The organism is Saprospiraceae bacterium (assembly GCA_016717265.1).
GTDB lineage: Bacteria > Bacteroidota > Bacteroidia > Chitinophagales > Saprospiraceae > Vicinibacter.
The window spans coordinates 2,076,021-2,102,380 of sequence record JADKFX010000001.1; the positions used below are offsets into that span (position 1 = coordinate 2,076,021).

The 26,360-nt window shown below is 35.6% G+C and carries 41 protein-coding genes; 38 read left to right on the plus strand and 3 right to left on the minus strand.

The features are described from left to right. Positions 1 to 18 precede the first annotated feature (18 nt). Positions 19 to 999 (plus strand): polyprenyl synthetase family protein, encoded by a 981-nt coding sequence (locus IPO86_07950; GenBank protein MBK9728033.1) that lies wholly within the window; start codon positions 19 to 21, stop codon positions 997 to 999. 2 nt (positions 1,000 to 1,001) lie between these two features. Here IPO86_07950 and IPO86_07955 read toward each other — a convergent pair whose 3' ends face one another. Next, on the minus strand, positions 1,002 to 3,332 hold the full coding sequence (locus tag IPO86_07955; protein ID MBK9728034.1) for a sulfatase-like hydrolase/transferase: 2,331 nt from the start codon (positions 3,330 to 3,332) through the stop codon (positions 1,002 to 1,004). Positions 3,333 to 3,341: 9 nt separating this feature from the next. Further along, positions 3,342 to 3,803 (minus strand): GNAT family N-acetyltransferase, encoded by a 462-nt coding sequence (locus IPO86_07960; protein MBK9728035.1) that lies wholly within the window; start codon positions 3,801 to 3,803, stop codon positions 3,342 to 3,344. A gap of 171 nt (positions 3,804 to 3,974) precedes the next feature. Between IPO86_07960 and IPO86_07965 the strand changes: the two genes are divergently transcribed. From IPO86_07965 to sucD, 37 genes are all read left to right on the plus strand, one after another. Next, entirely contained in the window at positions 3,975 to 4,349 is a 375-nt protein-coding gene (locus IPO86_07965) for a 30S ribosomal protein S12 (protein ID MBK9728036.1), read from the plus strand. Between the two features lie 37 nt (positions 4,350 to 4,386). Beyond that, entirely contained in the window at positions 4,387 to 4,854 is a 468-nt protein-coding gene (gene rpsG, locus IPO86_07970) for a 30S ribosomal protein S7 (protein MBK9728037.1), read from the plus strand. Between the two features lie 20 nt (positions 4,855 to 4,874). Beyond that, positions 4,875 to 7,028 (plus strand): elongation factor G, encoded by a 2,154-nt coding sequence (gene fusA, locus IPO86_07975; protein MBK9728038.1) that lies wholly within the window; start codon positions 4,875 to 4,877, stop codon positions 7,026 to 7,028. Between the two features lie 38 nt (positions 7,029 to 7,066). Then, positions 7,067 to 7,375, plus strand: coding sequence for a 30S ribosomal protein S10 (gene rpsJ, locus IPO86_07980; protein MBK9728039.1), 309 nt, complete (start codon positions 7,067 to 7,069; stop codon positions 7,373 to 7,375). 87 nt (positions 7,376 to 7,462) lie between these two features. Beyond that, positions 7,463 to 8,086: a 50S ribosomal protein L3 gene (gene rplC / locus IPO86_07985; protein MBK9728040.1), complete on the plus strand. Its 624-nt coding sequence runs from the start codon at positions 7,463 to 7,465 to the stop codon at positions 8,084 to 8,086. A gap of 5 nt (positions 8,087 to 8,091) precedes the next feature. Then, positions 8,092 to 8,718: a 50S ribosomal protein L4 gene (gene rplD / locus IPO86_07990; GenBank protein ID MBK9728041.1), complete on the plus strand. Its 627-nt coding sequence runs from the start codon at positions 8,092 to 8,094 to the stop codon at positions 8,716 to 8,718. Positions 8,719 to 8,728: 10 nt separating this feature from the next. Next, positions 8,729 to 9,031 (plus strand): 50S ribosomal protein L23, encoded by a 303-nt coding sequence (gene rplW / locus IPO86_07995; GenBank protein MBK9728042.1) that lies wholly within the window; start codon positions 8,729 to 8,731, stop codon positions 9,029 to 9,031. 5 nt (positions 9,032 to 9,036) lie between these two features. Next, on the plus strand, positions 9,037 to 9,867 hold the full coding sequence (gene rplB, locus IPO86_08000) for a 50S ribosomal protein L2 (GenBank protein ID MBK9728043.1): 831 nt from the start codon (positions 9,037 to 9,039) through the stop codon (positions 9,865 to 9,867). 11 nt (positions 9,868 to 9,878) lie between these two features. Continuing rightward, complete coding sequence (gene rpsS, locus IPO86_08005; protein ID MBK9728044.1) at positions 9,879 to 10,142, plus strand: 30S ribosomal protein S19; 264 nt, start codon at positions 9,879 to 9,881, stop codon at positions 10,140 to 10,142. Between the two features lie 27 nt (positions 10,143 to 10,169). Then, a complete protein-coding gene (rplV, locus tag IPO86_08010) occupies positions 10,170 to 10,538 on the plus strand; it encodes a 50S ribosomal protein L22 (GenBank protein MBK9728045.1) in 369 nt (122 codons plus the stop codon). A gap of 23 nt (positions 10,539 to 10,561) precedes the next feature. After that, complete coding sequence (gene rpsC, locus IPO86_08015) at positions 10,562 to 11,368, plus strand: 30S ribosomal protein S3 (protein ID MBK9728046.1); 807 nt, start codon at positions 10,562 to 10,564, stop codon at positions 11,366 to 11,368. A 50-nt stretch (positions 11,369 to 11,418) separates the two neighbouring features. Further along, positions 11,419 to 11,850, plus strand: coding sequence for a 50S ribosomal protein L16 (gene rplP / locus IPO86_08020; GenBank protein ID MBK9728047.1), 432 nt, complete (start codon positions 11,419 to 11,421; stop codon positions 11,848 to 11,850). Between the two features lie 10 nt (positions 11,851 to 11,860). Next, positions 11,861 to 12,067: a 50S ribosomal protein L29 gene (gene rpmC, locus IPO86_08025; GenBank protein MBK9728048.1), complete on the plus strand. Its 207-nt coding sequence runs from the start codon at positions 11,861 to 11,863 to the stop codon at positions 12,065 to 12,067. Positions 12,068 to 12,076: 9 nt separating this feature from the next. Beyond that, entirely contained in the window at positions 12,077 to 12,334 is a 258-nt protein-coding gene (gene rpsQ / locus IPO86_08030) for a 30S ribosomal protein S17 (GenBank protein MBK9728049.1), read from the plus strand. A gap of 21 nt (positions 12,335 to 12,355) precedes the next feature. Then, complete coding sequence (gene rplN, locus IPO86_08035; protein MBK9728050.1) at positions 12,356 to 12,721, plus strand: 50S ribosomal protein L14; 366 nt, start codon at positions 12,356 to 12,358, stop codon at positions 12,719 to 12,721. 27 nt (positions 12,722 to 12,748) lie between these two features. Beyond that, on the plus strand, positions 12,749 to 13,060 hold the full coding sequence (gene rplX / locus IPO86_08040) for a 50S ribosomal protein L24 (GenBank protein ID MBK9728051.1): 312 nt from the start codon (positions 12,749 to 12,751) through the stop codon (positions 13,058 to 13,060). Continuing rightward, positions 13,060 to 13,617, plus strand: coding sequence for a 50S ribosomal protein L5 (gene rplE, locus IPO86_08045; protein MBK9728052.1), 558 nt, complete (start codon positions 13,060 to 13,062; stop codon positions 13,615 to 13,617). The genes rplX and rplE overlap by 1 nt, the downstream gene beginning before the upstream one ends. Before the next feature lie 12 nt (positions 13,618 to 13,629). Then, positions 13,630 to 13,899, plus strand: coding sequence for a 30S ribosomal protein S14 (gene rpsN, locus IPO86_08050; GenBank protein MBK9728053.1), 270 nt, complete (start codon positions 13,630 to 13,632; stop codon positions 13,897 to 13,899). A 27-nt stretch (positions 13,900 to 13,926) separates the two neighbouring features. After that, positions 13,927 to 14,334, plus strand: a complete 408-nt coding sequence (gene rpsH / locus IPO86_08055; GenBank protein ID MBK9728054.1) for a 30S ribosomal protein S8 — start codon at positions 13,927 to 13,929, stop codon at positions 14,332 to 14,334. Between the two features lie 22 nt (positions 14,335 to 14,356). Further along, a complete protein-coding gene (gene rplF / locus IPO86_08060) occupies positions 14,357 to 14,908 on the plus strand; it encodes a 50S ribosomal protein L6 (GenBank protein ID MBK9728055.1) in 552 nt (183 codons plus the stop codon). A gap of 29 nt (positions 14,909 to 14,937) precedes the next feature. After that, a complete protein-coding gene (gene rplR / locus IPO86_08065; GenBank protein MBK9728056.1) occupies positions 14,938 to 15,288 on the plus strand; it encodes a 50S ribosomal protein L18 in 351 nt (116 codons plus the stop codon). Between the two features lie 22 nt (positions 15,289 to 15,310). Continuing rightward, the gene (gene rpsE / locus IPO86_08070) at positions 15,311 to 15,835 is read left to right on the plus strand and encodes a 30S ribosomal protein S5 (GenBank protein ID MBK9728057.1); all 525 of its coding nucleotides are present in this window, start codon (positions 15,311 to 15,313) and stop codon (positions 15,833 to 15,835) included. A gap of 12 nt (positions 15,836 to 15,847) precedes the next feature. Further along, on the plus strand, positions 15,848 to 16,027 hold the full coding sequence (rpmD, locus tag IPO86_08075) for a 50S ribosomal protein L30 (GenBank protein MBK9728058.1): 180 nt from the start codon (positions 15,848 to 15,850) through the stop codon (positions 16,025 to 16,027). A gap of 5 nt (positions 16,028 to 16,032) precedes the next feature. Further along, entirely contained in the window at positions 16,033 to 16,479 is a 447-nt protein-coding gene (rplO, locus tag IPO86_08080; protein MBK9728059.1) for a 50S ribosomal protein L15, read from the plus strand. Positions 16,480 to 16,488: 9 nt separating this feature from the next. Beyond that, positions 16,489 to 17,844, plus strand: a complete 1,356-nt coding sequence (gene secY / locus IPO86_08085; GenBank protein MBK9728060.1) for a preprotein translocase subunit SecY — start codon at positions 16,489 to 16,491, stop codon at positions 17,842 to 17,844. A 12-nt stretch (positions 17,845 to 17,856) separates the two neighbouring features. Next, on the plus strand, positions 17,857 to 18,657 hold the full coding sequence (gene map / locus IPO86_08090; GenBank protein MBK9728061.1) for a type I methionyl aminopeptidase: 801 nt from the start codon (positions 17,857 to 17,859) through the stop codon (positions 18,655 to 18,657). 33 nt (positions 18,658 to 18,690) lie between these two features. Further along, positions 18,691 to 18,909 (plus strand): translation initiation factor IF-1, encoded by a 219-nt coding sequence (gene infA, locus IPO86_08095; GenBank protein ID MBK9728062.1) that lies wholly within the window; start codon positions 18,691 to 18,693, stop codon positions 18,907 to 18,909. Between the two features lie 6 nt (positions 18,910 to 18,915). Then, positions 18,916 to 19,032: a 50S ribosomal protein L36 gene (gene rpmJ, locus IPO86_08100; protein ID MBK9728063.1), complete on the plus strand. Its 117-nt coding sequence runs from the start codon at positions 18,916 to 18,918 to the stop codon at positions 19,030 to 19,032. Between the two features lie 21 nt (positions 19,033 to 19,053). After that, complete coding sequence (rpsM, locus tag IPO86_08105) at positions 19,054 to 19,431, plus strand: 30S ribosomal protein S13 (GenBank protein MBK9728064.1); 378 nt, start codon at positions 19,054 to 19,056, stop codon at positions 19,429 to 19,431. A 21-nt stretch (positions 19,432 to 19,452) separates the two neighbouring features. After that, positions 19,453 to 19,839 (plus strand): 30S ribosomal protein S11, encoded by a 387-nt coding sequence (gene rpsK, locus IPO86_08110; GenBank protein MBK9728065.1) that lies wholly within the window; start codon positions 19,453 to 19,455, stop codon positions 19,837 to 19,839. A gap of 25 nt (positions 19,840 to 19,864) precedes the next feature. Beyond that, positions 19,865 to 20,476, plus strand: coding sequence for a 30S ribosomal protein S4 (gene rpsD, locus IPO86_08115; GenBank protein ID MBK9728066.1), 612 nt, complete (start codon positions 19,865 to 19,867; stop codon positions 20,474 to 20,476). A gap of 30 nt (positions 20,477 to 20,506) precedes the next feature. After that, positions 20,507 to 21,505 (plus strand): DNA-directed RNA polymerase subunit alpha, encoded by a 999-nt coding sequence (locus IPO86_08120; protein ID MBK9728067.1) that lies wholly within the window; start codon positions 20,507 to 20,509, stop codon positions 21,503 to 21,505. Between the two features lie 37 nt (positions 21,506 to 21,542). After that, the gene (rplQ, locus tag IPO86_08125) at positions 21,543 to 22,046 is read left to right on the plus strand and encodes a 50S ribosomal protein L17 (protein ID MBK9728068.1); all 504 of its coding nucleotides are present in this window, start codon (positions 21,543 to 21,545) and stop codon (positions 22,044 to 22,046) included. A 116-nt stretch (positions 22,047 to 22,162) separates the two neighbouring features. Then, the gene (gene carA, locus IPO86_08130; GenBank protein ID MBK9728069.1) at positions 22,163 to 23,296 is read left to right on the plus strand and encodes a glutamine-hydrolyzing carbamoyl-phosphate synthase small subunit; all 1,134 of its coding nucleotides are present in this window, start codon (positions 22,163 to 22,165) and stop codon (positions 23,294 to 23,296) included. Continuing rightward, positions 23,289 to 24,575 carry a phosphopyruvate hydratase gene (eno, locus tag IPO86_08135; protein MBK9728070.1) on the plus strand — a complete coding sequence of 429 codons (1,287 nt, stop codon included), beginning with the start codon at positions 23,289 to 23,291 and terminating at the stop codon, positions 24,573 to 24,575. The genes carA and eno overlap by 8 nt, the downstream gene beginning before the upstream one ends. Before the next feature lie 42 nt (positions 24,576 to 24,617). Next, positions 24,618 to 24,920 (plus strand): septum formation initiator family protein, encoded by a 303-nt coding sequence (locus IPO86_08140; GenBank protein MBK9728071.1) that lies wholly within the window; start codon positions 24,618 to 24,620, stop codon positions 24,918 to 24,920. Positions 24,921 to 24,935: 15 nt separating this feature from the next. Beyond that, positions 24,936 to 25,814: a succinate--CoA ligase subunit alpha gene (gene sucD, locus IPO86_08145; GenBank protein ID MBK9728072.1), complete on the plus strand. Its 879-nt coding sequence runs from the start codon at positions 24,936 to 24,938 to the stop codon at positions 25,812 to 25,814. Between the two features lie 34 nt (positions 25,815 to 25,848). Here the strand turns inward: sucD and IPO86_08150 are convergent, their stop codons facing one another. Further along, positions 25,849 to 26,283, minus strand: coding sequence for a sterol desaturase family protein (locus IPO86_08150; GenBank protein MBK9728073.1), 435 nt, complete (start codon positions 26,281 to 26,283; stop codon positions 25,849 to 25,851). Positions 26,284 to 26,360: the final 77 nt, after the last annotated feature.

A 26,360-nucleotide genomic window follows, 5' to 3' on the forward strand; every position in this document is an offset into this window, starting at 1 on the left:
AATCTTGGTACATTAATTATGGCAAATGTAAGGTCAATAGAAGAGTTGCTCAAATCATTTCAAGATTTTATGTCCTATATAAGTTGGAATAAAGTTCCAACAGAGTTGTACCAACCCGTAGATTATATGATGTCTCTTGGTGGAAAACGGATACGTCCACTTGCGTTGATTTTTGTTTCGGAAATTTTGGAAGGCAATAAACAAGCTGCATTGAAAGCAGCTTACGGACTAGAATTATTTCATAATTTCACCTTAGTGCATGACGATATCATGGATCATGCAGATATTAGACGAACCAAACCGACAGTTCATAAGAAGTTTGGAGTTAATGAAGCTATTTTGTCAGGTGATGTTATGCTCATAGAAAGTTTGAGTTTTATTAAAGAAGCTGAATCTCAAATCGGCTCCAATTATTTGATGAAATTATTTTTGAAAACGGCCCGGGAAGTATGTGAAGGTCAATCTATGGATATGGCATTTGAAAATAAGCAAATAATTCAAATGCAGGACTATTTAGAAATGATTCGTTTAAAAACCGCAGTTTTACTTGCCTGTAGTTTTCAAATGTCAGCATATATTGCCAATCGAAGTGAACTTGCATTAGCATTGTATGAGGTTGGAATTTGTGTAGGACAAGCTTTTCAATTAGAGGATGATTGGTTGGATTATTATTCTGAGCATGAAGATTTTGGAAAAGTCAAAGGGGGTGACCTTTTACGCGGAAAAAAGTCCGGGCTAATTTTAGAATTATTAGAAGCAATGGATACCTCTGAAAAGAAAGATTTTCTAAAATGGTATCCTTCAGAAAGCCAGAATGACAACTTTATGGATAGAATTCATTTGGTATTTAATGAATTTGAAGTAAAGGATATGTTGAGAGCGCGTATTGAAGCATTTAAACAGAAAGCGTTTACAAAAATTCAAACCATGAAGTTATCTAAAGAACAATCGACTTTGTTAACAGAATTCGTCAATGGAATTTTAAATAGGAGCTTTTAAAATTATTTGGAATATAATTTTGCTTCTAATTCGGAGATTTCAAAACCATGTTTTTCTTTATTTCTTAAAGCCGCTTGGATAAAATATCCATTCTCAAGTTTGGTAGGAATTGAAATAGGAATATGAATTTGACATGCTTGCTGATTCGATTTAAATTCATACACCTGTTCATGAACTGCCTTATGATCTTTATTATAGATTCTTATCACACATTGTGGAGTGAAGTTAAAATGTTCTAATCTTTGAAATTTTAAATCAAAAAACATTTGATTAGATTCTAACTTGATCTTTTCGAAAATCGAATATTCATTTTCAGCTAAGGTAAATTTTTCTGTACGTTTTATTTCTGCCAAAATGCGATATTTGAAAAAGTCGAAATAAATTGAATCTGGCATTAATTTATGATACAAACTTGCATTTAAACTGGCTGCTCTATAGCACGTTAGTTTTTTATGAATAATATCCCAATTTTTTATATCGTATACTTCTTTTAATTCAAGTTTTGGACCTACTTTATATAAAGTGTTGTCATTTGCAATAAAATATCCCTTGTAAAAAAATTCGTCTATCTGGCGATTATCATTCATCAATCCAAAATAATTATCATTATCCAATACTTCGTTGAATTTTAATCCATTACCCAGTGCTGTACTATAATCCGGAACTTTTAAATTAGAGTGTAATTTATAATATGCCAATATCGTTTCATAAAGATCCAGATGTGTTGCAGCTTCATGAAAGCTAAGTCCTTTTTTTAATAATGGGCTATAAATGAGTAATGGGACATGGTATTTTTTTAAAGGTGAATCAGTAGGAATTTCGGTCATTGGATGATCCCCTGTAATAATGAATAAAGTATTTCTGAATTCTGGTCTTTTTGAAAATTGGTTCATAAAGAATTTCAGGGCATCATCTACATTATAAAGAGATGCATAATAACTTCTATATTTTTCAAAATAGTCCTTCTCCTCTTGTGTTTTCAATTGATGAATTTCAAAATCCAATTTTTGATGATAGTGGGCTGGATATTTAAGTGCAAAAGGAGCGTGCGATGTGCCGGTGAAAAAAATATCAAGACGTTGCTTTTGTTGAAGTGAGTCTGTAGTAATGAAATATTGTTTAAATAAATCAAAATCATTGTAACCCCAAAAGTGATTTTCAGCTCCAATAAAAACTTTCTCGAGTTTGGAACTATATTTATATTTATCGAGAATCAAATCGATATTATTAAATTTATAAAAAGGTTCTTTACCATGAAACCAGGCACCTTGACCATAATAGAAACTTGTAAAGAACTGATTTTCTTTCAAAACATTTACAAACGAAAAATGATAGGGATAATGATCTAAAAGTGCAAACCCGATATTACCAAAAGGCAGTGATCCATTAATGGAAGGGGTGGCCCCAAACGAACGCTCTGAATTGCTAAAAAACCGATCCCAATACAAACTATTTTGTGATAAACTATCTAGATAGGGCATAAATCTTATGCCGTTAATCGGGTGTAGGTAATCGTCCGCAAGTCCTTCTACTATTAAGATGACAAGATTCGGAGTATCAGGACAATATTCAAGGTAATCAGATAATTTATTTTGAGTTTCAAATTGGTGTAAAAATGGATAGGTTGGGGAGATATATTTTTTATCGGGAAATTCAGTTTGATATTGGAATGACATTTTTAGCATATCGGGACCAAATGCTTTTTTATACCAATCTAGAAGGATATTAGTATAGATAAAAGTTGATTTATTAACGGAAAGGTTTGACGAAACAGGTAGCTTCACAAAAAAGTAAAGAGACAGAAATAGGATTGAATTTATACTGAAAGCAAAAACGATACGCCGCGTCCAATTACTTGAAATAGTAATGCGCTCGGCTATTAATGCAAGCAGAAAATAGACTAATAGAATTAAAATGAATTTGATAAATGCTGGCAAGAGTACATTTAATCCAGCAGTATTTATTGAAAAGGCCATTTCTTCAGGCCTGTGTTTAAATACAAAAATATCCAGAGGCCTGAGTTGATAAAAAAAATATTCTGAAATTGCAATATGGAGGAATACGAACACCCCAATTATAAACCAACAAAGAAGTTTACCTGAATGAGGCCATTTTTTATGTAATAAATTATAGAGTGGATAAAATAATACGAGTATCAATCCAATTAGAAATATATCCCGCATGAGCCCGAAACATTCAGAAATTAATAAATTCGCAGGTTTGAATTTAAGATATACCTGAATCGTTTCAACAATTCTGAACACGAGGTTGATGGCAAATGCAACCAGGAAATATTTAATGTATTGGGCTTGTATTTTTTGGATTAGTTTCAAATTGAAATATTAAAATTCTATAACTCCATTTTCCCAACCGGAAATAATTTGAGCATTAAACTTGATATAAAATGATTTGGCCGTATGGTTCCAATCCAAAACTTGCCATTTGAGTTTGCGGGCTCCTTGATTTTTAGCGTCCTGGATAAAGGCTTCAAAAAGTAAGGATCCGAGTCCATAGCGACGGTATTCTTCTTTTATAATAAAATCTTCTAAATACATAGTTTTTCCACCCCAAGTCGAAAAATAAGGAAAATATAATGCCATTCCTAAAATCCCTAAAGTAGGATGTTCGGCTAAGATAACCTGAAACAAGCCGGAATGTAATCCATCGCTATACTCTGATTCAGTAGTTTTGACTTGATCCGGCGCTTTTTCAAAAAGAGCTAATTCTTTTACTAAGTCCAAAATTGCTTTAGAATCCAGGGGTTTGGCCTTTCTTAATTGGACCTGTGATTTGATATTCATCATTTGGAATTCTTGTTACCGTTAATGTTATGCAAACTTATGCAATAAAAATGCAATTGGATTTTGTAGATTAAAGAAAGAAAGCTATTTTTGCGTCTCCTTATGGGATAGGTATGTCATAAGGTGCTGAAAATGTGTATTCTATAAAAAAATAAATTAAGTCAAAACGCAATTATGCCTACTATAAACCAATTAATTCGCAAGGGAAGGGAAAAAGTTGTGTATAAAAGTAAGTCCAGGGCTTTACAATCCAATCCTCAAAAAAGGGGTGTTTGTACCCGGGTTTATACGACCACTCCGAAAAAGCCAAATTCGGCTTTGCGTAAAGTGGCTAAAGTGCGTTTGACAAATGGAATCGAAGTAATTTGTTATATTCCTGGAGAAGGGCACAATTTGCAAGAACACTCCATAGTATTAGTTAGAGGTGGAAGGGTAAAAGATTTACCAGGGGTACGATATACAATTGTAAGAGGCGCGTTAGATACAGCAGGTGTAAATAACCGGAAGAAGAGTCGTTCAAAGTACGGTTCAAAAAGACCTAAGAAATAAAAACAATCATTGCATAAAATAGCTGTTTCATTCAGTCATGAGAAAACATAAACCAAAGAAAAGAATTATTGAGCCAGATCCTAGATTTGGAGATGCTCTGGTAACGCAGTTTGTAAATAATATGATTTGGGAAGGAAAGAAAAGTACTGCCTATAATATTTTTTACAAAGCTATGGATATGGTTGAGACAAAATTAAGTGAAAATCCACATGAGGTTTGGCAAAGAGCTTTAAATAATGTGATGCCACATATAGAAGTAAAACCTAAAAGAATTGGTGGAGCTACGTTTCAGATTCCTCAAGAAATGCGTCCTGCTAGAAAAATTTCAACTGGAATTAAATGGTTGATTAAATATTCAAGAGCCCGTGCTGGTAAAGGAATGGCAGATAAATTAGCAAATGAAGTAATATCTGCAAGTAAAAACGAAGGTGCAGCTGTTAAAAAACGAGAAGATACCCATAAGATGGCTGAATCAAATAGAGCATTCGCCCATTTTAAATCATAATATATATATAAGGAGTCGAAATGGCAAAGGATTTAAATTTTTTAAGAAATATTGGAATTGCAGCACATATTGATGCAGGTAAAACGACTACCACAGAACGTATTCTATATTATACTGGTTTAACCCATAAAATTGGGGAAGTACATGATGGGGCTGCAACCATGGACTGGATGGCTCAGGAACAAGAAAGAGGGATTACAATTACTTCAGCTGCTACCCAGACAAATTGGTCTTGGAAAAATTCATTATATACGGTTAATATTATCGATACACCAGGTCACGTTGACTTTACAGTGGAAGTAAACAGATCCCTAAGAGTATTAGATGGTTTAGTATTTTTATTTAGTGCAGTGGATGGGGTGGAACCACAAAGTGAAACTAATTGGAGATTAGCAGATAATTATAAAGTACCAAGATTAGGTTTCGTAAATAAAATGGACCGTCAGGGAGCTGATTTCTTTAATGTAGTAAATCAAGTTAAGACCATGTTAGGTTCCAAAGCAGTACCATTACAGGTACCTATTGGAGCAGAAGAACATTTTACAGGGGTTGTGGATCTTATTACAAATAAAGCAATTGTTTGGGATGATGATTCTAAAGGGATGAGCTATAAAGAAATTCCAATTCCTGAGGATATTGCAGAACAAGTTCATTTAAGTCGTCAGGAATTAATTGAGGCGATTGCAGAATATGATGATGATTTAATGGTAAAGTTTTTTGACAATCCTGATACCATTACTGAAGATGAAATGATTAAAGCGATTCGCGCAGCAGTTTGTGACATGAAATTTGTTCCAATGCTTTGCGGTTCAGCTTTTAAAAATAAAGGGGTACAAGCAGTATTGGATGCTGTTTGTGCATATTTACCTTCACCAATGGATGTGGAGGCTGTAAAAGGTACACATCCAAAAACGGATGAAGAATTATTTAGAAAACCTTCAGTTACTGAACCTTTTGCTGCATTAGCATTTAAGGTTGCAACAGATCCTTTTGTTGGGCGATTGGTTTTTATGAGAGTATATTCAGGTAGATTAGATGCAGGTTCTTATGTTATGAAAATCCGTTCTGAAAAAGACCGGATAAATATGGATAAAGAACGTATTTCCAGAATCTTCTTAATGCATGCCAACGATCGTAAATCGATAGATTATATTGAGGCTGGAGATATTGCTGCTGCAGTAGGATTTAAGGATATTAAAACAGGAGATACTTTGTGTGATGAAAATCACCCAATTATTCTGGAAGCAATGAATTTTCCCGAGCCTGTAATCTCGATAGCGATTGAGCCAAAAACTCAAAAAGATCAAGATAAATTAGGAATGTCATTAGCTAAATTGGCTGAAGAGGATCCTACGTTCCGTGTATTTACTGACGAAAATACAGGACAGACTATTATTAGTGGAATGGGCGAGTTGCATTTAGAGATTATTGTAGACCGTTTACGCAGAGAGTTTGGAGTAGAGTGTAATCAAGGTGCGCCACAAGTAAATTATAAAGAAACATTGACAAAGACAATTAAACACAGGGAGCGTTTGAAAAAACAAACCGGTGGTTCTGGTCTTTTTGCAGATATGGAATTTGAAATTGGCCCAGCTGATGAAGAATTTACAAATAGTGAAGAATTTAAATTAGGTAAATCGCGGATGCAATTTGTGTGGGATGTATTTGGAGGAGCGATTGATAAAGCCTATGTACAGCCTATTACAAAAGGTTTTGAATCCATGATGAATCAAGGAATTCTTGCCGGATATAATATTGAAAGCATGAAAATCCGTGTTTATGATGGATCTATGCATGCTGTTGACTCTAAGCCACAAGCATTTGAATTGTGTGCAAAGGATGGTTTCCGGGAGGCAGCTCCTAAAACAGGTCCGCAATTAATGGAACCGATTATGAAATTAGAGGTAATTACTCCTGAAGAATATGTTGGTCCGGTAATTGGAGACTTAAACCGGAGGAGAGGGATGCCAAAAGGACAAGAACAAAGGATGGGTGGAGCTGTAGCAATACAAGCAGATGTTCCACTTTCAGAAATGTTTGGGTATGTAACGCAATTAAGAACGATTACATCCGGTCGGGCAAGTTCGACCATGGAATTTTCACATTTTGCACCGGTTCCGAAGCAAATTGCCGAAGATGTTATTGCAAAAGCTAAAGGATCTGTAAAAGTGTAAAGAAATTTAATAAATAATTATAACAAATAAATAAAGGCATGAATCAAAAAATTCGGATAAAACTTCGTTCTTATGACCATAATTTGGTTGATAAGAGTACGGAGAAAATAGTCAAGACGGTGCGCAATAGTGGCGCAGTAGTCGCTGGTCCGATTCCGCTGCCAACTGAGAAAGAAATATTTACCGTTTTGCGTTCACCGCACGTAAATAAGAAAGCTCGTGAGCAGTTTCAACTTCGGACACATAAGCGTCTAATCGAGATTTACACACCCACTAATAAAACAGTGGATGCGTTGTCTAAACTCGAGCTGCCCAGTGGTGTAGATATACAAGTGAAGTTGTCCTAATCTTTTTTGATTCATATTTTTTATTAAACGCATCCATACATTGTATGGATGAAGATTTTGTAACTATATAAAATAAAATCACGTATCGTGAACGGAATAATTGGAACTAAAATCGGAATGACCAGCATCTATGGTGCTGATGGCAGGTTCATTGCCTGTACTGTCGTGGAGGTTTCGCCTAATGTGGTAACACAGGTTAAAACGGAAGACACAGACGGCTATTCAGCTTTGCAGTTTTCCTGCATAGAAGCAAAAGCAAAAAATGCCAATAAAGCGATTACGGGTCACTTTAACAATGCAAATACAACGCCTAAGAAAAATAGTGTTGAATTCAGAGATTGTACCTTAAATAAAAATTTGGGAGAAGTTGTTAATTTAACAGATGTATTTGCTGAAGGAGACACCGTGCATGCACGTGGAGTATCTAAAGGAAAAGGCTTTCAGGGAGTTGTTAAAAGACATGGATTTAGTGGGGTGCAAAATGCAACACATGGACAACATAACCGGCAACGAGCTCCAGGTTCGATTGGTGCATCTTCATATCCTTCCAAAGTTGTAAAAGGATTGAGAATGGCGGGTCAAACAGGTTCAGAAAATATTAAAATCCGAAATTTAAAAGTAGCTAAAATCCTTCCAGAGAAAAATTTATTACTTGTGAAAGGTGCTATTCCTGGACATAAAGGTTCTATTGTAATCATTGAGAAAAATTAAGAGTCATGATAGTTGATGTATTAAGTATTCAAGGATCCAGTACCGGAAGAACAATTGATCTTCCAGATCATATTTTTGGAATTACACCAAACGAACATGTACTTTATTTAGCCGTAAAAGAATATTTAGCTAATCAAAGACAGGGTACGGCAGATTCAAAAGAACGACATGCAGTAGCTCGTTCGACTAGAAAAATAAAGAAACAAAAAGGAACCGGTGGTGCCAGAGCAGGTTCTATGAAAAATATTATGTTTAAAGGTGGTGGACGTGCATTTGGACCGCATCCAAGAGATTACACCCAAAAACTAAATAAAAAAGTAAAAGAGTTGGCTCGTAAATCCGCACTTTCTCAAAAAGCTGCTGGTGATGGTATCGTCGTTATTGAAGATTTTAATATTAATACACCAAAAACGAAAGAGTTTGCAGGTATTTTGAAATCTTTAAAAATGCACCAAATGAAATCTCTGTTTGTTACACCTGAATATAATGAAACCGTTCATTTGTCAAGCAGAAACGTACCTCATGCTGCATTACAAATTGCGAAAGATTTAAATACCTACGATATTTTGAATTGTAAAAAATTGGTTTTAACAGAATCCAGCATTCAAAAAATTGCCGAAACACTTTCTTAAAGTAAAAGCTATGATTAAACAAATTATAATTCGACCTATGATAACAGAGAAAGCAGAAAAACTTTCTACTGCGAGAAATCAATACACATTTGTCGTTGCAAAGAACAGTAATAAAGTAGAAGTGGGGAAGGCTGTTGAAAAGACGTATAATGTTTCTGTTGAATCCGTTAATACATTGCGGATGCCGGGAAAAGCGAAATCAAGAAATACTCGGAGTGCTGTGATCAAAGGTCATAAATCATCTTATAAAAAAGCAGTGGTTACATTGAAAAAAGGAGATGAAATTAATATTTTTGGAGACGAGAAAAACTAAGCAATATGCCAGTTAAAAAATTAAATCCAATTACACCGAGTATGCGTTTTCGTGTGCAACTAACACACGAAGAACTTACGACCAACAGGCCTGAAAAATCCTTAGTAGAAAGTACTTCTTCTACTGGTGGACGAAATAATCAGGGTCGCAGAACCATGCGGAATCGTGGAGGTGGACATAAAAAGCAATATCGTAGAATTGACTTTTTAAGAGATAAAGATGGAATACCAGGGAAAGTAAAAACGATAGAATATGATCCAAATCGTTCTGCTCATATTGCATTGATTAATTATGCAGATGGAGAAAAACGATACATCATTGCACCTCATGGATTACATGTTGGGGCAACAGTTCTAAGTGGAAAAACAGCCACACCAGATGTTGGTAATACATTGCAATTAGGAGATGTACCATTAGGTTCAAGTATCCATGCAATTGAATTACATCCTGGGCAGGGTGCATGTCTTGTAAGAAGTGCAGGTACTTCTGCAACCATGATGGGTAAGGAAGATCGTTATGCAAGTATAAAAATGCCTTCTGGTGAAATTCGTAGGATTTTAACAACCTGCAGAGCGACTATTGGTTCGACTTCAAATCCAGATCATAGTCTTGAAACTATTGGTAAGGCGGGAAGAAACCGTTGGTTTGGTTGGAGACCACGAACTCGAGGTGTTGCGATGAACCCAGTTGATCATCCAATGGGAGGAGGTGAAGGAAGAGCATCTGGAGGACATCCAAGATCTAGAAATGGACAAATTGCAAAAGGTGCAAAAACCAGATCTAAAACCAAGCAATCTTCTAAACTTATAATTTCACGTAGAAAAACAACTAATTAATAGGGATCGATATGGCTAGATCAATTAAAAAAGGACCTTTTGTACATCACAAGTTGATGGAAAAAATTAGTAAATCCAAAGACGCTGGTAAGAAAACTGTGATCAAAACGTGGAGCAGAGCTTCGATGATAATACCAGATATGGTAGGAGAAACCATCGCTGTTCATAATGGGAAAACGTTTATTCCAGTATATATAACAGAAAATATGGTGGGTCATAAATTGGGAGAGTTTTCTCCAACCCGAACATTTAGGTCACATGCTGGTAACCGATAAAACTAACAATTAAGCATTCAAAATAATATGGAAGCTGTAGCTAAATTACGTAATTGCCCGATGTCTCCTAGAAAAATGAGACTGGTAGTAGATTTGATCAGAGGAAAAAAAGTCAATGAAGCTTTAAATATATTGAAATTTACAAAGAAAGAAGCTTCTGGATGGTTAGAAAAACTATTATTATCTGCGATCAACAATTGGGAACAAAAACATGGAGAAGGTGGAGCAGATTCAGCAAATCTCTTTATAAAAACTGCATTTGTCGATGGTGGTATGGTAATTAAACGTTTTCAACCTGCGCCTCATGGGCGGGCACATAGAATTCGGAAGCGCAGAAATCATGTAACCTTGATCGTAGCTTCTAAAGAAGTTGCAAAAACAGAATCCAATAATTAATTCATAAATAAAAAAAGAACTCAATGGGTCAAAAAGCAAATCCGATAGGCAATCGCTTAGGAATAATCCGGGGCTGGGAGTCCAATTGGTTTGGTGGAAAAGCCTTTGCTCAAAAAGTAGTAGAGGATGAAAAAATCAGAAATTATCTCAATGCCCGTATTGCTAAAGGCGGTGTTGCAAGAGTTATTATTGAGAGAACTTTAAAACGAATTACGGTTTCAATACAAACCTCAAGACCGGGAATTATTATTGGAAAAGGTGGTACTGAAGTTGATAGTGTTCGTGAAGAATTAAAAAAACTAACCAACCAGGACATCCAAATTAATATTCTTGAAATTCGGAAACCTGAATTAGATGCAGCAATCGTTGCTGAATCTGTTGCAAAACAGATTGAATCCAGGATTAATTATAGAAGAGCAGCAAAAATGGCAATTCAGTCCACAATGCGTGCAGGTGCAGAAGGAATTAAAATTCGGATTGGAGGAAGGTTGAATGGTGCAGAGATGGCTCGTTCAGAAGAATACAAAGAAGGAAGAATTCCATTACATACATTCCGGGCAGATATTGATTATTCAATTAAAGAAGCGCAGACAGTATATGGTAAAATTGGGGTTAAGTGTTGGATCTGTAAAGGAGAGGTTTTTGTCAAAAGGGACTTATCTCCATTAGTTGGATTGGAAAAAAAGGAAACCAAATCTGGAATGGGTGGTGGAAATAGAAGAGGAGGCCCTGACAGAGGAGGAGAACGAGGTGATAATCGGAGAGGAGAACGTGGTGACAGAAGAGGTGGAGGCTCTGATAGAGGTGGTGACCGTGGAAGAAGAAAATAAGATTGATAAATTATCGTAATTTTGCGACTCTTTTTTAAAAAAATTGGATCATGTTACAGCCAAAGCGCCTAAAATATAGGAAACAGCAAAAAGGTAGAAATAAAGGAATAGCCCACAGAGGAAGTACTATAGCATTTGGTACATTCGGTTTAAAATCCTTGGATTCAGCACGATTGACTAGCCGTCAAATTGAAGCAGCAAGGGTTGCTATGACGAGGCATATGAAACGGGAAGGAAATGTTTGGATCCGTATTTTTCCTGATAAGCCAATAACATCAAAACCAGCAGAGGTTAGGATGGGTAAAGGTAAAGGAGCATTAGATCATTATGTAGCCGTAATTAAACCGGGTACAATTATGTTTGAAATGGATGGGATCCCTTTTGATGTAGCTGTTGAAGCATTTTCATTAGCTGCTCAAAAACTTCCGATAAAAACAAGAGTTGTCGTACGTAGAGAATTTCAAAATTTAGCAACCGCTTAATCATTAAATAATGGCGCTTAAAAAATATAGTGAATTCACAGATTTAAGTCAGGAAATCCTGGAAAGAGATCTATTAAATGCAATCACACAATTGCATAGCTTAAAACTTGAACATAAAGTAAAAGGTCTTCAAAATCCTACGCAAATTCGATTCTTAAGAAAAGAAGTAGCAATGATGAAAACCGAATTAACCAAAAGAACTTCAACACAATCATAAATTGAATTTATAATGGAAAGGAATCTTCGAAAACAGAAAGTTGGTGTCGTAAGTAGTAACAAAATGGATAAAACCATTACCGTGAAAGTGGAAAGAAGTTTGTTGCATGATAAATACGGTAAACGTATGAACAGAAGCAAAAAATATTTTGCACATGATGAAAAAAATGAATGCACAATTGGTGATTTGGTAAAAATTATGGAAACCAGACCAATGAGTAAGAATAAGTGTTGGAGATTAATTGAAATTATTAAGAAAGGAGAATAACAAAATTAAAATAGATCAACGATGATACAGCAGGAATCAAGACTTAATGTAGCTGACAATAGTGGTGCTAAAGAAGTACTTTGTATTCGTGTGCTTGGCGGTACAAAAAGAAGGTATGCTTCAATAGGTGATAAAATTGTGGTGACAGTCAAATCAGCAACTCCGGGAGGTGTAAAAAAAGGCACAGTTTCCAAAGCAGTAATTGTCAGAACGAAAAAAGAAATCCGTCGTAAAGATGGATCTTATATTCGGTTTGATGATAATGCAGTAGTCTTGTTGACCGCAAACGATGAACCCAGAGGTACCCGTATTTTTGGCCCTGTCGCAAGGGAATTAAGAGAAAAGGATTATATGAGAATTGTATCATTAGCTCCTGAGGTACTATAATTATTAATAAACGCGAAGATTTTAGATATGAAATTTAAAATAAAAAAAGGGGACAAAGTCCAGGTAATTGCCGGATCCAATAAAGGAAAAGAAGGAATTATTACCCAAATTATTACGGACAAAAATCGCGCTGTTATTGAAGGTGTCAATATTGTAAAAAAACATATGAAACCTGCGAATAACAACCCAGGCGGAATTGTAGAAATTTCGGCGCCAATTCATATCTCCAATTTATCATTATTGGATCCTAAAAGTGGTAAACCTACAAGAGTTGGGTTTGCAGTTGAAAATGGTAAGAAAGTAAGAGTTTCAAAAAAATCAGGAGAAATAATTAAGTGATGAGTTACGAAAACAGATTAAAAATGCAATATCTAAAACAGGTGATTCCTGTTTTAATGGAGAAATTCCAGTATAAGTCTGTAATGGAAGCACCTAGATTGCTAAAAATAAGTATCAACCAAGGGATAGGTTCTGCAACTCAGGATAAAAAATTGGTGGATAATGCAGTCAATGAGGTGACTACAATTACAGGCCAAAAAGCAGTACCTACCATGTCAAAAAAGGCGATCTCGAATTTTAAATTGAGAGAAAAAATGCCAATTGGTGTGAAGGTGACCCTCCGTAAAGATAGAATGTATGAATTTTTAGATCGTTTAATCACGGTTGCACTTCCACGGGTACGTGACTTTAGAGGAATCAGTGATACCGCTTTTGATGGAAGAGGTAATTATACTTTAGGAATCACGGAGCAAATCATTTTCCCAGAGATTGATTTAGATAAGATAAATAAAATTGCAGGTATGGATATTACATTCGTTACAACTGCAAAAACAGACGCAGAAGCGTTTGCACTTTTAAAAGAATTGGGATTGCCGTTTAAAAATCAGAAAAATTAATTTCATTCAATTATGTCTAAGAAGTCAATTATAGCAAGACAAGCAAAGCGTGAAAAAGTGGTTGCAAAATACCGCGATATCCGTTTGAAGTTAAAAGAAGAAGGAGACTATGATGCTCTTTCAAAATTACCAAGAAATGCTTCTCCAGTTCGATTGAAAAATCGTTGTGGATTAACAGGAAGACCAAAAGGTTATATCAGACGTTTCGGCGTTTCAAGATATGTCTTTCGCTTAATGGCATTAGATGGTAAAATTCCTGGTGTAGTAAAAGCAAGTTGGTAATTCTATTATAATTAAATCACAATACCTATGTCTATAGTTACAGATCCAATAGCAGATTATCTTACAAGAATCCGGAATGCACAATTAGCAGGTTTCCGAATTGTAGATATTCCGGCATCAAACGAAAAGAAATCGATTACCGAAATATTATATAAATACGGTTATATATTAAAATACAAATTTGAAGATTCTGAAAACAAACAAGGAATTATTCGAATAGCTTTAAAATATGATCCGGTTTCAAAATTGCCAATTATTCGTCAACTTACCAGGTTAAGTAAACCCGGAAGAAGAGTTTACAGTAATGTGGATGAATTACCACGGATTATTAATGGACTTGGAATTGTAATTATTTCAACGTCTAAAGGATTGTTGACCGACAAAGAAGCAAAGAGGCAAAATGTTGGTGGAGAAGTACTTTGTTATATTTATTAATAAATAAATAAATACCCGAATTATGTCCAGAATAGGAAATAAAATCATAACGATACCAAGTGGAGTGGATGTGAAAATTGATAAATCTGCAATCACAGTGAAAGGGCCAAAAGGTACTCTTGTCCAAGCGATTGATCCTGATATGAAAATAACATCTGAGGATGGAATTATCACGATATCCCGTCCTACAGAACAAAAAAGACATAAATCCCTTCATGGATTGACACGGGCATTAGTAAGTAATATGGTAACGGGTGTAAGTGATGGTTTCACTAAACAAATGGAATTGGTTGGGGTAGGTTACAGGGTTTCAAATACAGGTAACTTATTAGAACTTTCTATAGGTTATTCTCACCCGATTATGTTTTATATCCCTTCGGAATTAAAAGTGGAAACGGTTACAGAGAAAGGTTCTAATCCGAAAATTATTTTAAAAGGGTCAGATTTACAATTAATTGGGCAAGTGTGTGCAAAATTAAGATCCTTTAAAGCACCTGAGCCATTTAAAGGCAAGGGTATCAAATTTACAGGAGAAATATTGAGAAGAAAAGCAGGAAAATCTGCAGGTAAATAAACTTGTTAAATAGCGACAGAGCTTTCAACATGAAAAAAAATAAAGATACACAAAGACAGAAAATCAGATTTCGGATACGTAAATCGGTGATCGGTACAGCAGAAAGACCAAGGTTGGCTGTATTTAAAAGTAATACTTCCATTTATTGTCAATTGATTGATGATACAAAAGGACATACTTTATGCGCTGCTTCGTCCCTTGATAAGACCTTAACCAAAGGTAAAAAATCGGAATTGGCAAAACAAGTAGGCACTATGATTGCTTCAAAAGCAAAAAGTATGAATATTGGTGCCGTTACCTTTGACAGAGGAGGATTTATTTATCATGGTCGTATTAAAGCGCTTGCTGAAGCCGCTCGCGAAGGCGGATTAAACTTTTAATAAAATTTATACATCATAAAACATGGGAAAATCGCTTGTAGTTAGAATTAAAGCAGCTGGTGAAACCGAATTAAAAGAAAAATTAGTTGCACTAAACCGGGTTGCGAAAGTAACCAAAGGGGGACGTACTTTTAGTTTTTCAGCACTCGTAGTGGTGGGTGATGGTAATGGTATCGTAGGTCAAGGAATCGGAAAAGCAAGAGAGGTTGCAGATGCAATTGCGAAAGCAGTTGATGATGCAAAGAAAAATTTGATAAAAGTACCAATTCAAAAAGGTACCATTTCCCACGAACAGAAAGGAAAATTTGGAGCTGGAAGGGTATTTATTAAACCGGCTGCAGACGGTACTGGAGTAATTGCAGGTGGAGCCATGCGTGCAGTTTTGGAAATTGCAGGTATCCATAACGTATTAGCAAAATCTATTGGTTCTTCAAATCCACACAATGTGGTGAAAGCTACCTTAGATGCATTAACCAAAATAAGAAGCCCTTATGAAGTTGCTAAGCAACGCAAAATCGAATTAGTGAAAGTATTTGAAGGATTTTAATAGCAAAGTAAAATGAGTAAAATAAAAATTACACAATCTAAAAGTGTCATTAAGGCAAGTATCAGACAGAAATTGACTATTCAAGCCTTAGGATTAAGAAATCCACATGACTCTGTAGAATTGGAGTCTACCCCTCAAATTTTGGGTATGGTAAATAAAGTAAGACATCTTGTTGAAGTAGAAAAGATATAATTAATATGGAATTACACAATTTAAAGCCAGCAAAAGGCGCCATTCATCGCGAGAAAAGAATCGCAAGAGGAGAAGGTTCAGGTCATGGTGGAACTTCCGGAAAAGGTCATAAAGGGATGAAAGCAAGATCCGGAGCGAAAACTTCAAGAGCATTTGAAGGAGGTCAAACTCCTTTGCAACGCCGGATACCAAAATTTGGATTTAAAAATATTAATCGTATTCATTATAAAGAAATTAATTTAGATCTATTAGTTTCCTATTCTGAAAATTATAATACATCCGAATTTAATATGGAGTTTTTTGCTGCTCAAAAGATATTTAATACAAATGACAAAATTAAAATCCTTGGCAGAGGAGAATTAGCGAAACCGCTAACATTGAAAGTTCACGCATGTACAGCTTCTGCTAAAGCAAAAATTGAAGCAGCTGGCGGATCCATAGACCTCATTTAATTTTCGGTAATGAAAAAACTAATTGAAACTTTAAAAAATATTTGGAGCATCACGGAATTAAAGGATAAGATCATTTATACCTTACTCCTCTTAATTATTTTTCGTGTAGGTTCTTTTATCGTATTACCTGGGGTTGATCCTCAAATTTTAAGCCAAAAAGCTACAAATTCAGCAAATAGTTTGTTTGGTTTAATTAGCAGCTATACGGGTGGAGCTTTTGACAAAGCATCCATTTTTGCGCTTGGAATTATGCCTTACATCACAGCTTCAATTATCGTCCAGTTATTAGGTTTTGCTGTGCCTTATTTTCAAAGATTACAACAAAAAGAAGGAGACGCTGGTAGAAAAAAATTAACTCAAATAACCCGTATATTAACCGTATTTATTACACTCGTACAGGGTGGTGGGTATTTGACATATGTAAAATCTATGGGAGCTGTAGATCCAAATGTAAGTGCATTTGTTTTTTGGTTTTCAAATAGTATTATTCTAACCGCCGGAACTGTATTTTGTATGTGGTTAGGGGAACGTATTACAGATCGTGGAATTGGAAATGGAACTTCACTGATCATTATGATTGGGATTATATCTTCGCTACCATCTGCATTTGCATTCGAATTAAACTCACAACAACTTTTATTGTTTTTAGTAGAATTAGTGATTTTATTCCTCATTGTTATTGCGTGTATATTAGTTATTCAAGGGGTTCGAAAAATTCCAATACAATTTGCAAAAAGAATGGTTGGACGGGGTACTGGTGCAATGCCTTTATCCACAAATCGAGATTATATTCCACTTAAAGTGAATGCTGCCGGGGTAATGCCAATCATCTTTGCACAAGCTATCTTATTCCTGCCATTAACTGCAGTGCAATATTTAACTTCCGATCCATCCTTAGGGACAACTGGAATTTTACAAACACTTACGGATCCTTATGGATTTTGGCATAACTTTTTAACGTTTGTATTAGTCGTTGGATTTACATACATCTATACCGCTTTGATTGTAAATCCACAGAATTATGCAGAATATTTGAAAAGACAAAATGCATTTATACCTGGGATTAAACCTGGAGAAGATACGGAAGAATATATAGATACAACTACAACAAGAATTACATTGCCAGGTGCAATTTTTCTTGGATTTTTAACGATTCTGCCATCCTTTGCAGCATTGTGTGGTGTGAATCCAGACTTTGCCAGATTCTTTGGTGGTTCATCCGTTTTAATTATGGTAGGCGTTATTTTAGATACCCTGTCACAAGTTGAGTCTTATCTACTGATGAGAAAATATGATGGTTTAGTTAAATCTGGAAGAATCGAAGGGCGCTTTAGTCAGGGAGTTGGTCCTGTTGTCAATGGATAATATAGAATTCTGATGATTTACCTCAAAACAGAAGAGGAAATCGAATGCATCCGACAAAGCTGTTTGTTGGTCTGTAAAACGATTGCCGAAATTGCTACCATGTTGAGACCGGGAATTACCGGTTTAGAATTGGATAAAAGAGCTGAAGAATTTATAAAGGATCATCATGCAGTGCCCGCATTTAAAGGGTATAACGGTTTTCCTGGTACGCTTTGCATTTCCAGAAACGAAGAAGTTGTGCATGGTATTCCGAATCATGATTCCCTGAAAGCAGGTGATATCGTTTCAATAGATTGTGGTGTTTCAGCCAATGGATTTTTTGGAGATGCGGCCTACACATTTGCTTTAGGAGACATTTCTGAAGCTGTAAAAATGTTGATGAAAGCTACCTTGGATTCTTTGAACGCAGGGATCAAAGAAGCAAAAGTTGGCAATCGAATAGGCGACATCAGTCAAGCAGTCCAGGATAGTACGGAAGGTAAATTTGGATTTGGTGTAGTTCGGGAATTGGTGGGTCATGGTATTGGAAGACAATTACATGAACCTCCTGAAGTGCCAAATTTTGGAAAAAGAGGTCGCGGATTAGTCCTAAAAGAAGGATTGGTCATTGCAATCGAACCTATGATTAATTTAGGTACAAAAAGAGTAAAGCAATTAAAAGATGGATGGACGGTAATTACCCAAGATAAAAAACCTTCCGCTCATTTTGAACATACAATTGTGGTAAGAAAAGAAGAAGGAGAGAGGCTGTCTGACCACAGTTTTATCGAAAATTCTGTTAAAAATAACATAGAATTGACAAAAATTAGTTAAAAAGATAGATATTTGCACTCCGAAATTTTTAAGATGACCAAAAAGAACCTGATAACCCAGGATGGTACCATCGAAGAAGCCCTGTCTAACGCAATGTTTAGGGTTCGACTTCAGAATGACCATCTCATCATTGCAACAATTTCGGGTAAAATGCGGATGAATTATATTCGGATTCTTCCTGGCGACAAAGTCTCAGTGGAAATGAGTCCATACGATTTATCCAGAGGAAGAATTACTTATAGGTATAAATAGAATGATATGAAAGTTAGAACTTCAATAAAGAAAAGAACAGTGGACTGCAAATTTGTCCGTAGGAAAGGGAGACTTTATATAATTAATAAAAAGAATCCTAAGTACAAACAACGTCAAGGTTAATTCAAATCATTTAATCAATATATGGCACGTATTGCAGGTATCGATTTACCAAAAAACAAAAGAGGGATTGTTGGATTAACCTATATCTATGGAATAGGCCCGACTACCGCAAGAACCATTCTTTCAAAAGTAGGAATTGGAGAGAGCATTCGAGTAAATGAATGGTCAAACGAACAAGTTCAATCTATCCAACAACTTATTCAGGAAGAAATTAAAGTTGAAGGAGAATTAAGATCTGATGTCCAGTTAAGCATTAAGCGCTTAATGGATATTGCATGTTATAGAGGCATTCGTCATAGAAAAGGTTTGCCAGTAAGAGGGCAGCGTACGAAGACCAATGCGCGTACCAGAAAAGGAAAGAGAAAAACAGTTGCAAATAAGAAAAAAGCTACTAAATAATCATAATCAGTTTTGTAAATTATGGCAAAAGGTAAAAAGGCTAAAAAGAGAAAAGTAAAAGTAGATGCGGATGGCATAGCTTATATTCAAGCTACATTCAATAATATTATAATCTCTTTATGTAATAAAGCAGGGGAAGTAATATCCTGGTCAAGTGCTGGTAAATCTGGATTTAGAGGATCTAAGAAAAATACACCATTTGCAGCACAGATGTCTGCAAATACAGCAGCAGGTACTGCATTTGAAGCAGGAATGCGTTCCGCAGAAGTTTTTGTTAAAGGACCTGGTTCTGGTAGAGAAGCAGCAATTCGTGCTTTAGATAGCTCCGGAATAAAAATTACCAAAATCATCGACTTAACACCCATTCCACATAATGGTTGTAGACCTCCAAAACATCGTAGAGTTTAATAGTTTATAATAGCAGCGTTTTAATATGGCAAGATATACTGGACCGGTAACTAAAAAATCAAGATCATTTGGTCAGTCTTTAACAGGGTATGATAAATCTTTTGAGAAAAAGAAATATGCTCCAGGTCAACATGGACCTTCCCGGAAAAAGAAACAAAGATCAGATTATGCATTGCAATTGATTGAAAAACAAAAGGCAAAATATACTTATGGTGTATTAGAGCGCCAATTCAGAAATATTTTTCACGATGCACATAAAAAAGAAGGTGTAACAGGTGAAAATTTATTCCAATATTTGGAAGCAAGGTTAGATAATACGGTTTACCGTATGGGTATTTCACCAACTCGTAAAGGAGCACGGCAAATGGTTTCTCACCGACATATTACAGTGAATGGTAAATTAGTTAATATCCCTTCATATCGTTTGAAACCAGGAGATACTGTTTCCATTAGAGGAAATTCACAAGGACTTGATTTTGTAAAACATCAGGTTGCCCAAAAAACAGATATTAGAAGATTTCCATGGCTCGAGTGGAATTCAGATAAAATGGAAGGAAAATTTATTCAGTATCCTTCAAGAGAGCAAGTCCCAGAACAGATAAAAGAACAATTGATTGTCGAATTGTATTCTAAGTAATTTCTTTATTGCAAAATTAAACGTTCAAATATGAGTATTCTAAACTTTCAAAAGCCGGATCAGATTATACTTCAAAAAGCAACCGACTTTGAAGGGATTTTTGAATTCAAACCATTGGAACCTGGATTTGGACAAACCATTGGGAACTCTTTAAGAAGAATCTTATTGTCTTCATTAGAAGGCTTTGCGATTTCTTATGTGAGAATTGCAGGCGTAGAGCATGAATTTGCTACTATTAAAGGCGTAATGGAAGATGTAGTTGAAATTATTCTTAATTTAAAGCAAGTTTGTTTGAAGCCAATTATGGATGCAAACAACCTTAAAGAAGAAAAAATCTATATCACTATTAGTGGCAAAGACACTTTTACCGCAGGTGATTTAGAAGCTAGTACCAATGTTTTTAAAGTTACAAATCCTGAATTGGTCATTTGTAGAATGGAGCCATTTGTAAATCTTGAAATGGAATTAACCATTACGAAAGGTCGTGGTTATGTGCCAGCTGATGAGATGATCACAAAAGATTTACCAATCGGAATTATACCAGTAGATGCAATTTATACTCCAATCAAAAAAGTATCTTATAGTATTTCTAATACGCGGGTAGGCCAAAAGACGGATTATGAAAAATTGATGTTGGATGTAAAAACAGATGGCACAATTCATCCGGAAGAAGCAGTTAAAGAAGCTGCTAGAATTATGATTCAACATTTAATGTTGATTACAGATGAAAATATCACATTTGAAGATGCAGTTCGTAAAGAAGACACCATTGTTGACGAGCATGTACTTCATATGAGAAAATTATTGAAAACACCATTAGAAGATTTGGATTTGTCAGTGCGCGCTTACAATTGTTTGAAAGCTGCTAAGATAAATTCATTAGCCGAAATGGTTAAATACGATACACACGAATTACTAAAGTTTAGAAACTTCGGAAAGAAATCATTAGTGGAAATAGAAGAATTGCTTCAAACTAAAAACTTAAGTTTTGGTATGGATCTTTCTAAATATAAATTGGACGAAGATTAGTCCAATTAAATAAAATATAACAGTAAATTAAATTGTCATGCGTCACGGGAAAGCATTTAATCATTTAAGTAGAAAGAAAGGACATAGAATGGCTCTTTTGAGAAATCTTGCATCTGCTTTGATTACTCATAAAAGAATTACAACCACTTTGGCAAAAGCAAAAGCATTAAGAGTCTATATTGAACCCCTAATGACGAAAGCAAAAAGTAATACTACACATTCAAGAAGAACGGTTTTTAGTTATTTGCAAAATAAAGATTCTATTACTGAACTATTTAGTGCAGTAGCAGCTAAAATCGCAGAACGTCCAGGTGGATATACTCGTATAATACGCACCGGTTTCCGGAAAGGAGATGGAGCAGAAATGGCAATGATCGAAATGGTTGACTTTAATGAAATTATGGTTTCAGCATCTAAGTCAGCGGCACCAACTGCAGTCGTTAAGAAAACGAGACGAGGAGGTGGAAAACTAAAGAAAACAGACACACCAAATGAAGAGCGTTCTGGTGCTAACGAGAACCCTGCTTCAGTTCAGGAATAAGATATAAGCGGCAATTTTGCCGCTTTTTTTTTGCTATTTTGCAAATAATCTCAGAGAAAGCATTAGATCAGTCGGGTACTTTATATATTTGCAAAAATTTAATATAAATTATTTTTATGTCAAGTTTAAATCAGCAGGAAGCCTGGCTCTTATTACAAGATGGAACTCGTTTTAAAGGCTACGCTGCTGGTAAAATTGGCACTTGTGGTGGTGAAATCTGCTTTAACACAGGCATGACCGGATATCAGGAGATTTATACAGATCCTAGTTATTTCGGTCAAATCATGGTGAATACAAATGTCCATATTGGCAATTATGGAATTTTATCTAAAGAATCAGAATCTGACCAAGTACAAATAAAAGGATTGGTATGTAGAAATTTTTCTAGCCATATGAGCCGATCCATGGCTACTGAAAGTTTACAAGAGTATTTAGAAAGAAATAATATAGTCTGTATTTATGGGATTGATACCCGGGCATTAGTCCGCCATATTCGAATCCATGGTGCAATGAATGCCGTAATCTCTTCTGAAGTTCAGGATATTGAAATATTAAATGAATTATTGCACTCCGTTCCAAATATGCAAGGTCTGGAATTAGCCTCTAAAGTGACTACAGAATCTGCCTATTTTGTTGGAAATCCTGCATCAAAATTCAAAGTTGCCGCAATGGATTTCGGTATTAAAAAAAGCATCCTAAAACAATTGGAAGCCGTTGGATTTTATGTTAAAGTGTTTCCTGCAAAAACAGAATTCAAAGAAATAAATAAATGGAATCCAGATGCATTTTTTCTTTCAAATGGTCCAGGGGATCCAGAACCAATGGATTATGCTATTGAGAATATTAGTCAAATGATACATACTAAGAAACCCGTTTTTGGTATTTGTCTTGGACATCAATTAATAAGTCTTGCAATTGGAATTTCAACATTCAAAATGCACCACGGTCATCGTGGAACAAATCATCCGGTTAAAAATCTAATTACCGGATTAGGCGAAATTACAAGCCAAAACCATGGATTTTCTGTAGCAATGAACGATATACAAAAAAGACATGAAGAGGTAAGTCTTAGCCATATAAATTTGAATGATCAATCCGTTGAAGGTATTAAACTTACTAAATTTCCAGTGTTTAGTGTACAATACCATCCGGAAGCAGGTCCAGGCCCCCATGATTCAAGATATTTATTTAATCAATTTTATGAACTTACTGCAAGTTTAAACCAAGTCTATTCAACCATCCATGAGTGAACTAATCGATATCCGAGCAAGGCAAATTCTTGATAGTAGAGGATTTCCAACAATTGAGGTAGAGGTCGAAACAGAATATGGAATCGTAGAACGTGCTGCTGTTCCTTCTGGAGCTTCTACAGGCAAACATGAGGCCCTTGAATTAAGAGACGGGGATCCATTGAAATATAAAGGAAAAGGGGTTCTAACTGCTTGTCAGCATGTTGAGGAAGAACTCGCAGATTTACTTTTAGGAATGGATGTTGCGCAACAACGAGAAATTGATCACACCATGATAGAAGCCGATGGCACTAAAAATAAATCGCGATTTGGTGCCAATGCAATTTTAGGAATTTCACTTGCAGTTGCTAAAGCTGCTGCTGTCGAGGCTAACTTACCACTTTATAGATATATTGGCGGCGTAAATGCATGTACCATGCCAGTGCCCTTGATGAATATAATTAATGGAGGTGCACATGCAGATAATAAGCTAGATTTTCAAGAGTTTATGATTGCGCCAATTGGAGCAAGCTCTTTTGCGGAAGCATTGAGAATGGGCTCTGAGGTGTTTCATGCCTTAAAATCGGTATTGAAAGCGCAAGGTCATGCTACCAACGTTGGGGATGAAGGTGGTTTCGCTCCTGCATTTTCAACTAATGAGGAAGCTTTGGATTTTATAATGATAGCAATTGAAGAAGCCGGTTATAAAGCGGGTTCGGATATCGTCTTGGCTATGGATCCAGCAGTTTCAGAATTGTACGATGAAGTTTCAAGAAACTATGTTTTTCATAAATCAGATGGACGCAAATTGAGTAGTGATCAAATGATAGAATATTGGATAGATCTAATAAAAAAGTATCCTATTCGATCTATTGAAGACGGGCTCGCAGAAGATGATTGGGATGCTTGGCAGAAAATTACGAGCAAAGTTGGAAATACACTTCAGTTGGTTGGTGATGATTTGTTTGTCACAAATCCAACCAGGATAAGAAAAGGGATTCAACAAAAAGCCGGAAATGCAGTATTAATTAAAGTCAATCAAATTGGTACCTTAACAGAAACCATGGAAGCGGTTCAATTAGCACAGGCAAATTCATTTAAATGTGTTATGAGTCATCGTTCTGGTGAAACAGAAGATACAACCATCGCAGATTTGGCTGTTGCACTGAATTGCGGGCAAATTAAAACCGGTTCACTTTCAAGATCAGATCGGGTGGCAAAATATAATCAGCTATTAAGAATCGAAGAGGAGTTGGGAACTCAGTCATATTATCCAGGCAAAATGATATTTGATAAATAAATATTATATATATTTGCCTAATATTCCCATGATTGTGTTTTAATGAAAAAATCTATCTTATTTATTTCTAAGATTCCTGGCTGGATTCGTACTCATAAATATTGGCTTACCGGAGTATCTTTTATAGTCTATATGCTGTTTTTTGATCAGTATCGTATTCCCGTTGCGTTTACTATTTATAAAAATTTGAATACCCTTGAAAAGGAAAAAGTAGAGTTTCAAAAATTAATTGTAAAAGTTCGGGAAGATAAAAGCGATATTGAGAATAATTATGAGAAATTTGCGCGCGAAAAATATTACATGTCTAGATCTGATGAAGACGTGTTTGTAATTGAAAAACAGTAAATTTTTAAAAACATTATGGCAGTATTGGTTGGATCTCAATCCAAAGTGATTGTTCAGGGTTTTACAGGCAAGGAAGGAAGTTTTCATGCAGAACAAATGATTGCTTATGGAACGAATGTAGTGGGTGGTGTTACACCCGGGAAAGGTGGCCAATTTCACTTAGACAAACCTGTTTTTAATACAGTGAAGGAAGCGGTACTAAAAGCGGATGCAAATACTACGATCATTTTTGTCCCACCTGCATTTGCAGCAGATGCAATTATGGAAGCTGCAGAAGCAGGAATTACCGTCATCGTCTGTATTACTGAAGGCGTACCCGTGCAAGACATGATAAAAGTCAAGGAGTATTTAAAAAATTATCCTTGTAGATTAATAGGTCCAAACTGTCCTGGAGTGATTTCACCTGGCGAAGCTAAAATTGGTATCATGCCAGGGTTTATTCACCAAAAGGGAACTATTGGAATTGTTTCCAGATCTGGTACCCTTACTTATGAAGCGGTCGATCAAGTAACAAAAGCTGGTTTAGGACAATCCACCTGCATCGGTATTGGTGGCGATCCAATTCCGGGTACGACGACCTTAGAAGCCATTCAAATGTTGATGTCAGATTACCAAACAGAAGGGATTATTATGATTGGTGAGATTGGAGGAAATATGGAGGCCGAAGCAGCCCAATGGATTAAAGAATATGGAACCAAGCCAGTTGTAGGATTTATTGCAGGAAAAACCGCACCTAAAGGCCGCAAAATGGGGCATGCTGGCGCTATTATTGGAGGTAAAGATGACACTGCTGAGGCAAAAATGGAAATTATGGCCGAATGTGGTATTCATGTTGTAACTTCTCCTGCGGAAATTGGAGCTACGATGAAACAAGTGCTTAATTCAATAAAATAAAAGCTTTCCTTTAATTTTAAATACTTCAATATTTTTACAATTCAGATTCAACAGGCTTTCGTTTTTTGAAATATTTTGGATTAACGATTAACATTCCAAAAGATTCTCCGTCTTCCTTTTCTTGTTTTGCATGATGTGCTCCATGGGCTTTTAAAACTGCTTTAGAATATGGATTATCTAAGTGAATAAACCAATTAAAACGGCGATGGATATAAACATCATGAACCAAAAAATAACATAATCCATAGATCGAAATTCCAATTCCAATATAAAGTAAAAAACGATAATCGGCAGTTAATGATCCAATCATATAGCAAAGTGCAGAAGGAATGGCAAAGACAAGAAAAAATCGGTCATTTTTTTCCCAAAATCCTTTTTTTAATTGATGCGGTTTGTGGTGGTCTTCATGCCATGACCAAAGAATTCCATGCATTATAAATTTATGTGTAAACCATGCCATAAATTCCATAAAAAAGAAGGCTCCAATGACTAGTGCAATATTTTGATACCACATTCTATTTTGATAACTAAATTATATTTTAAACG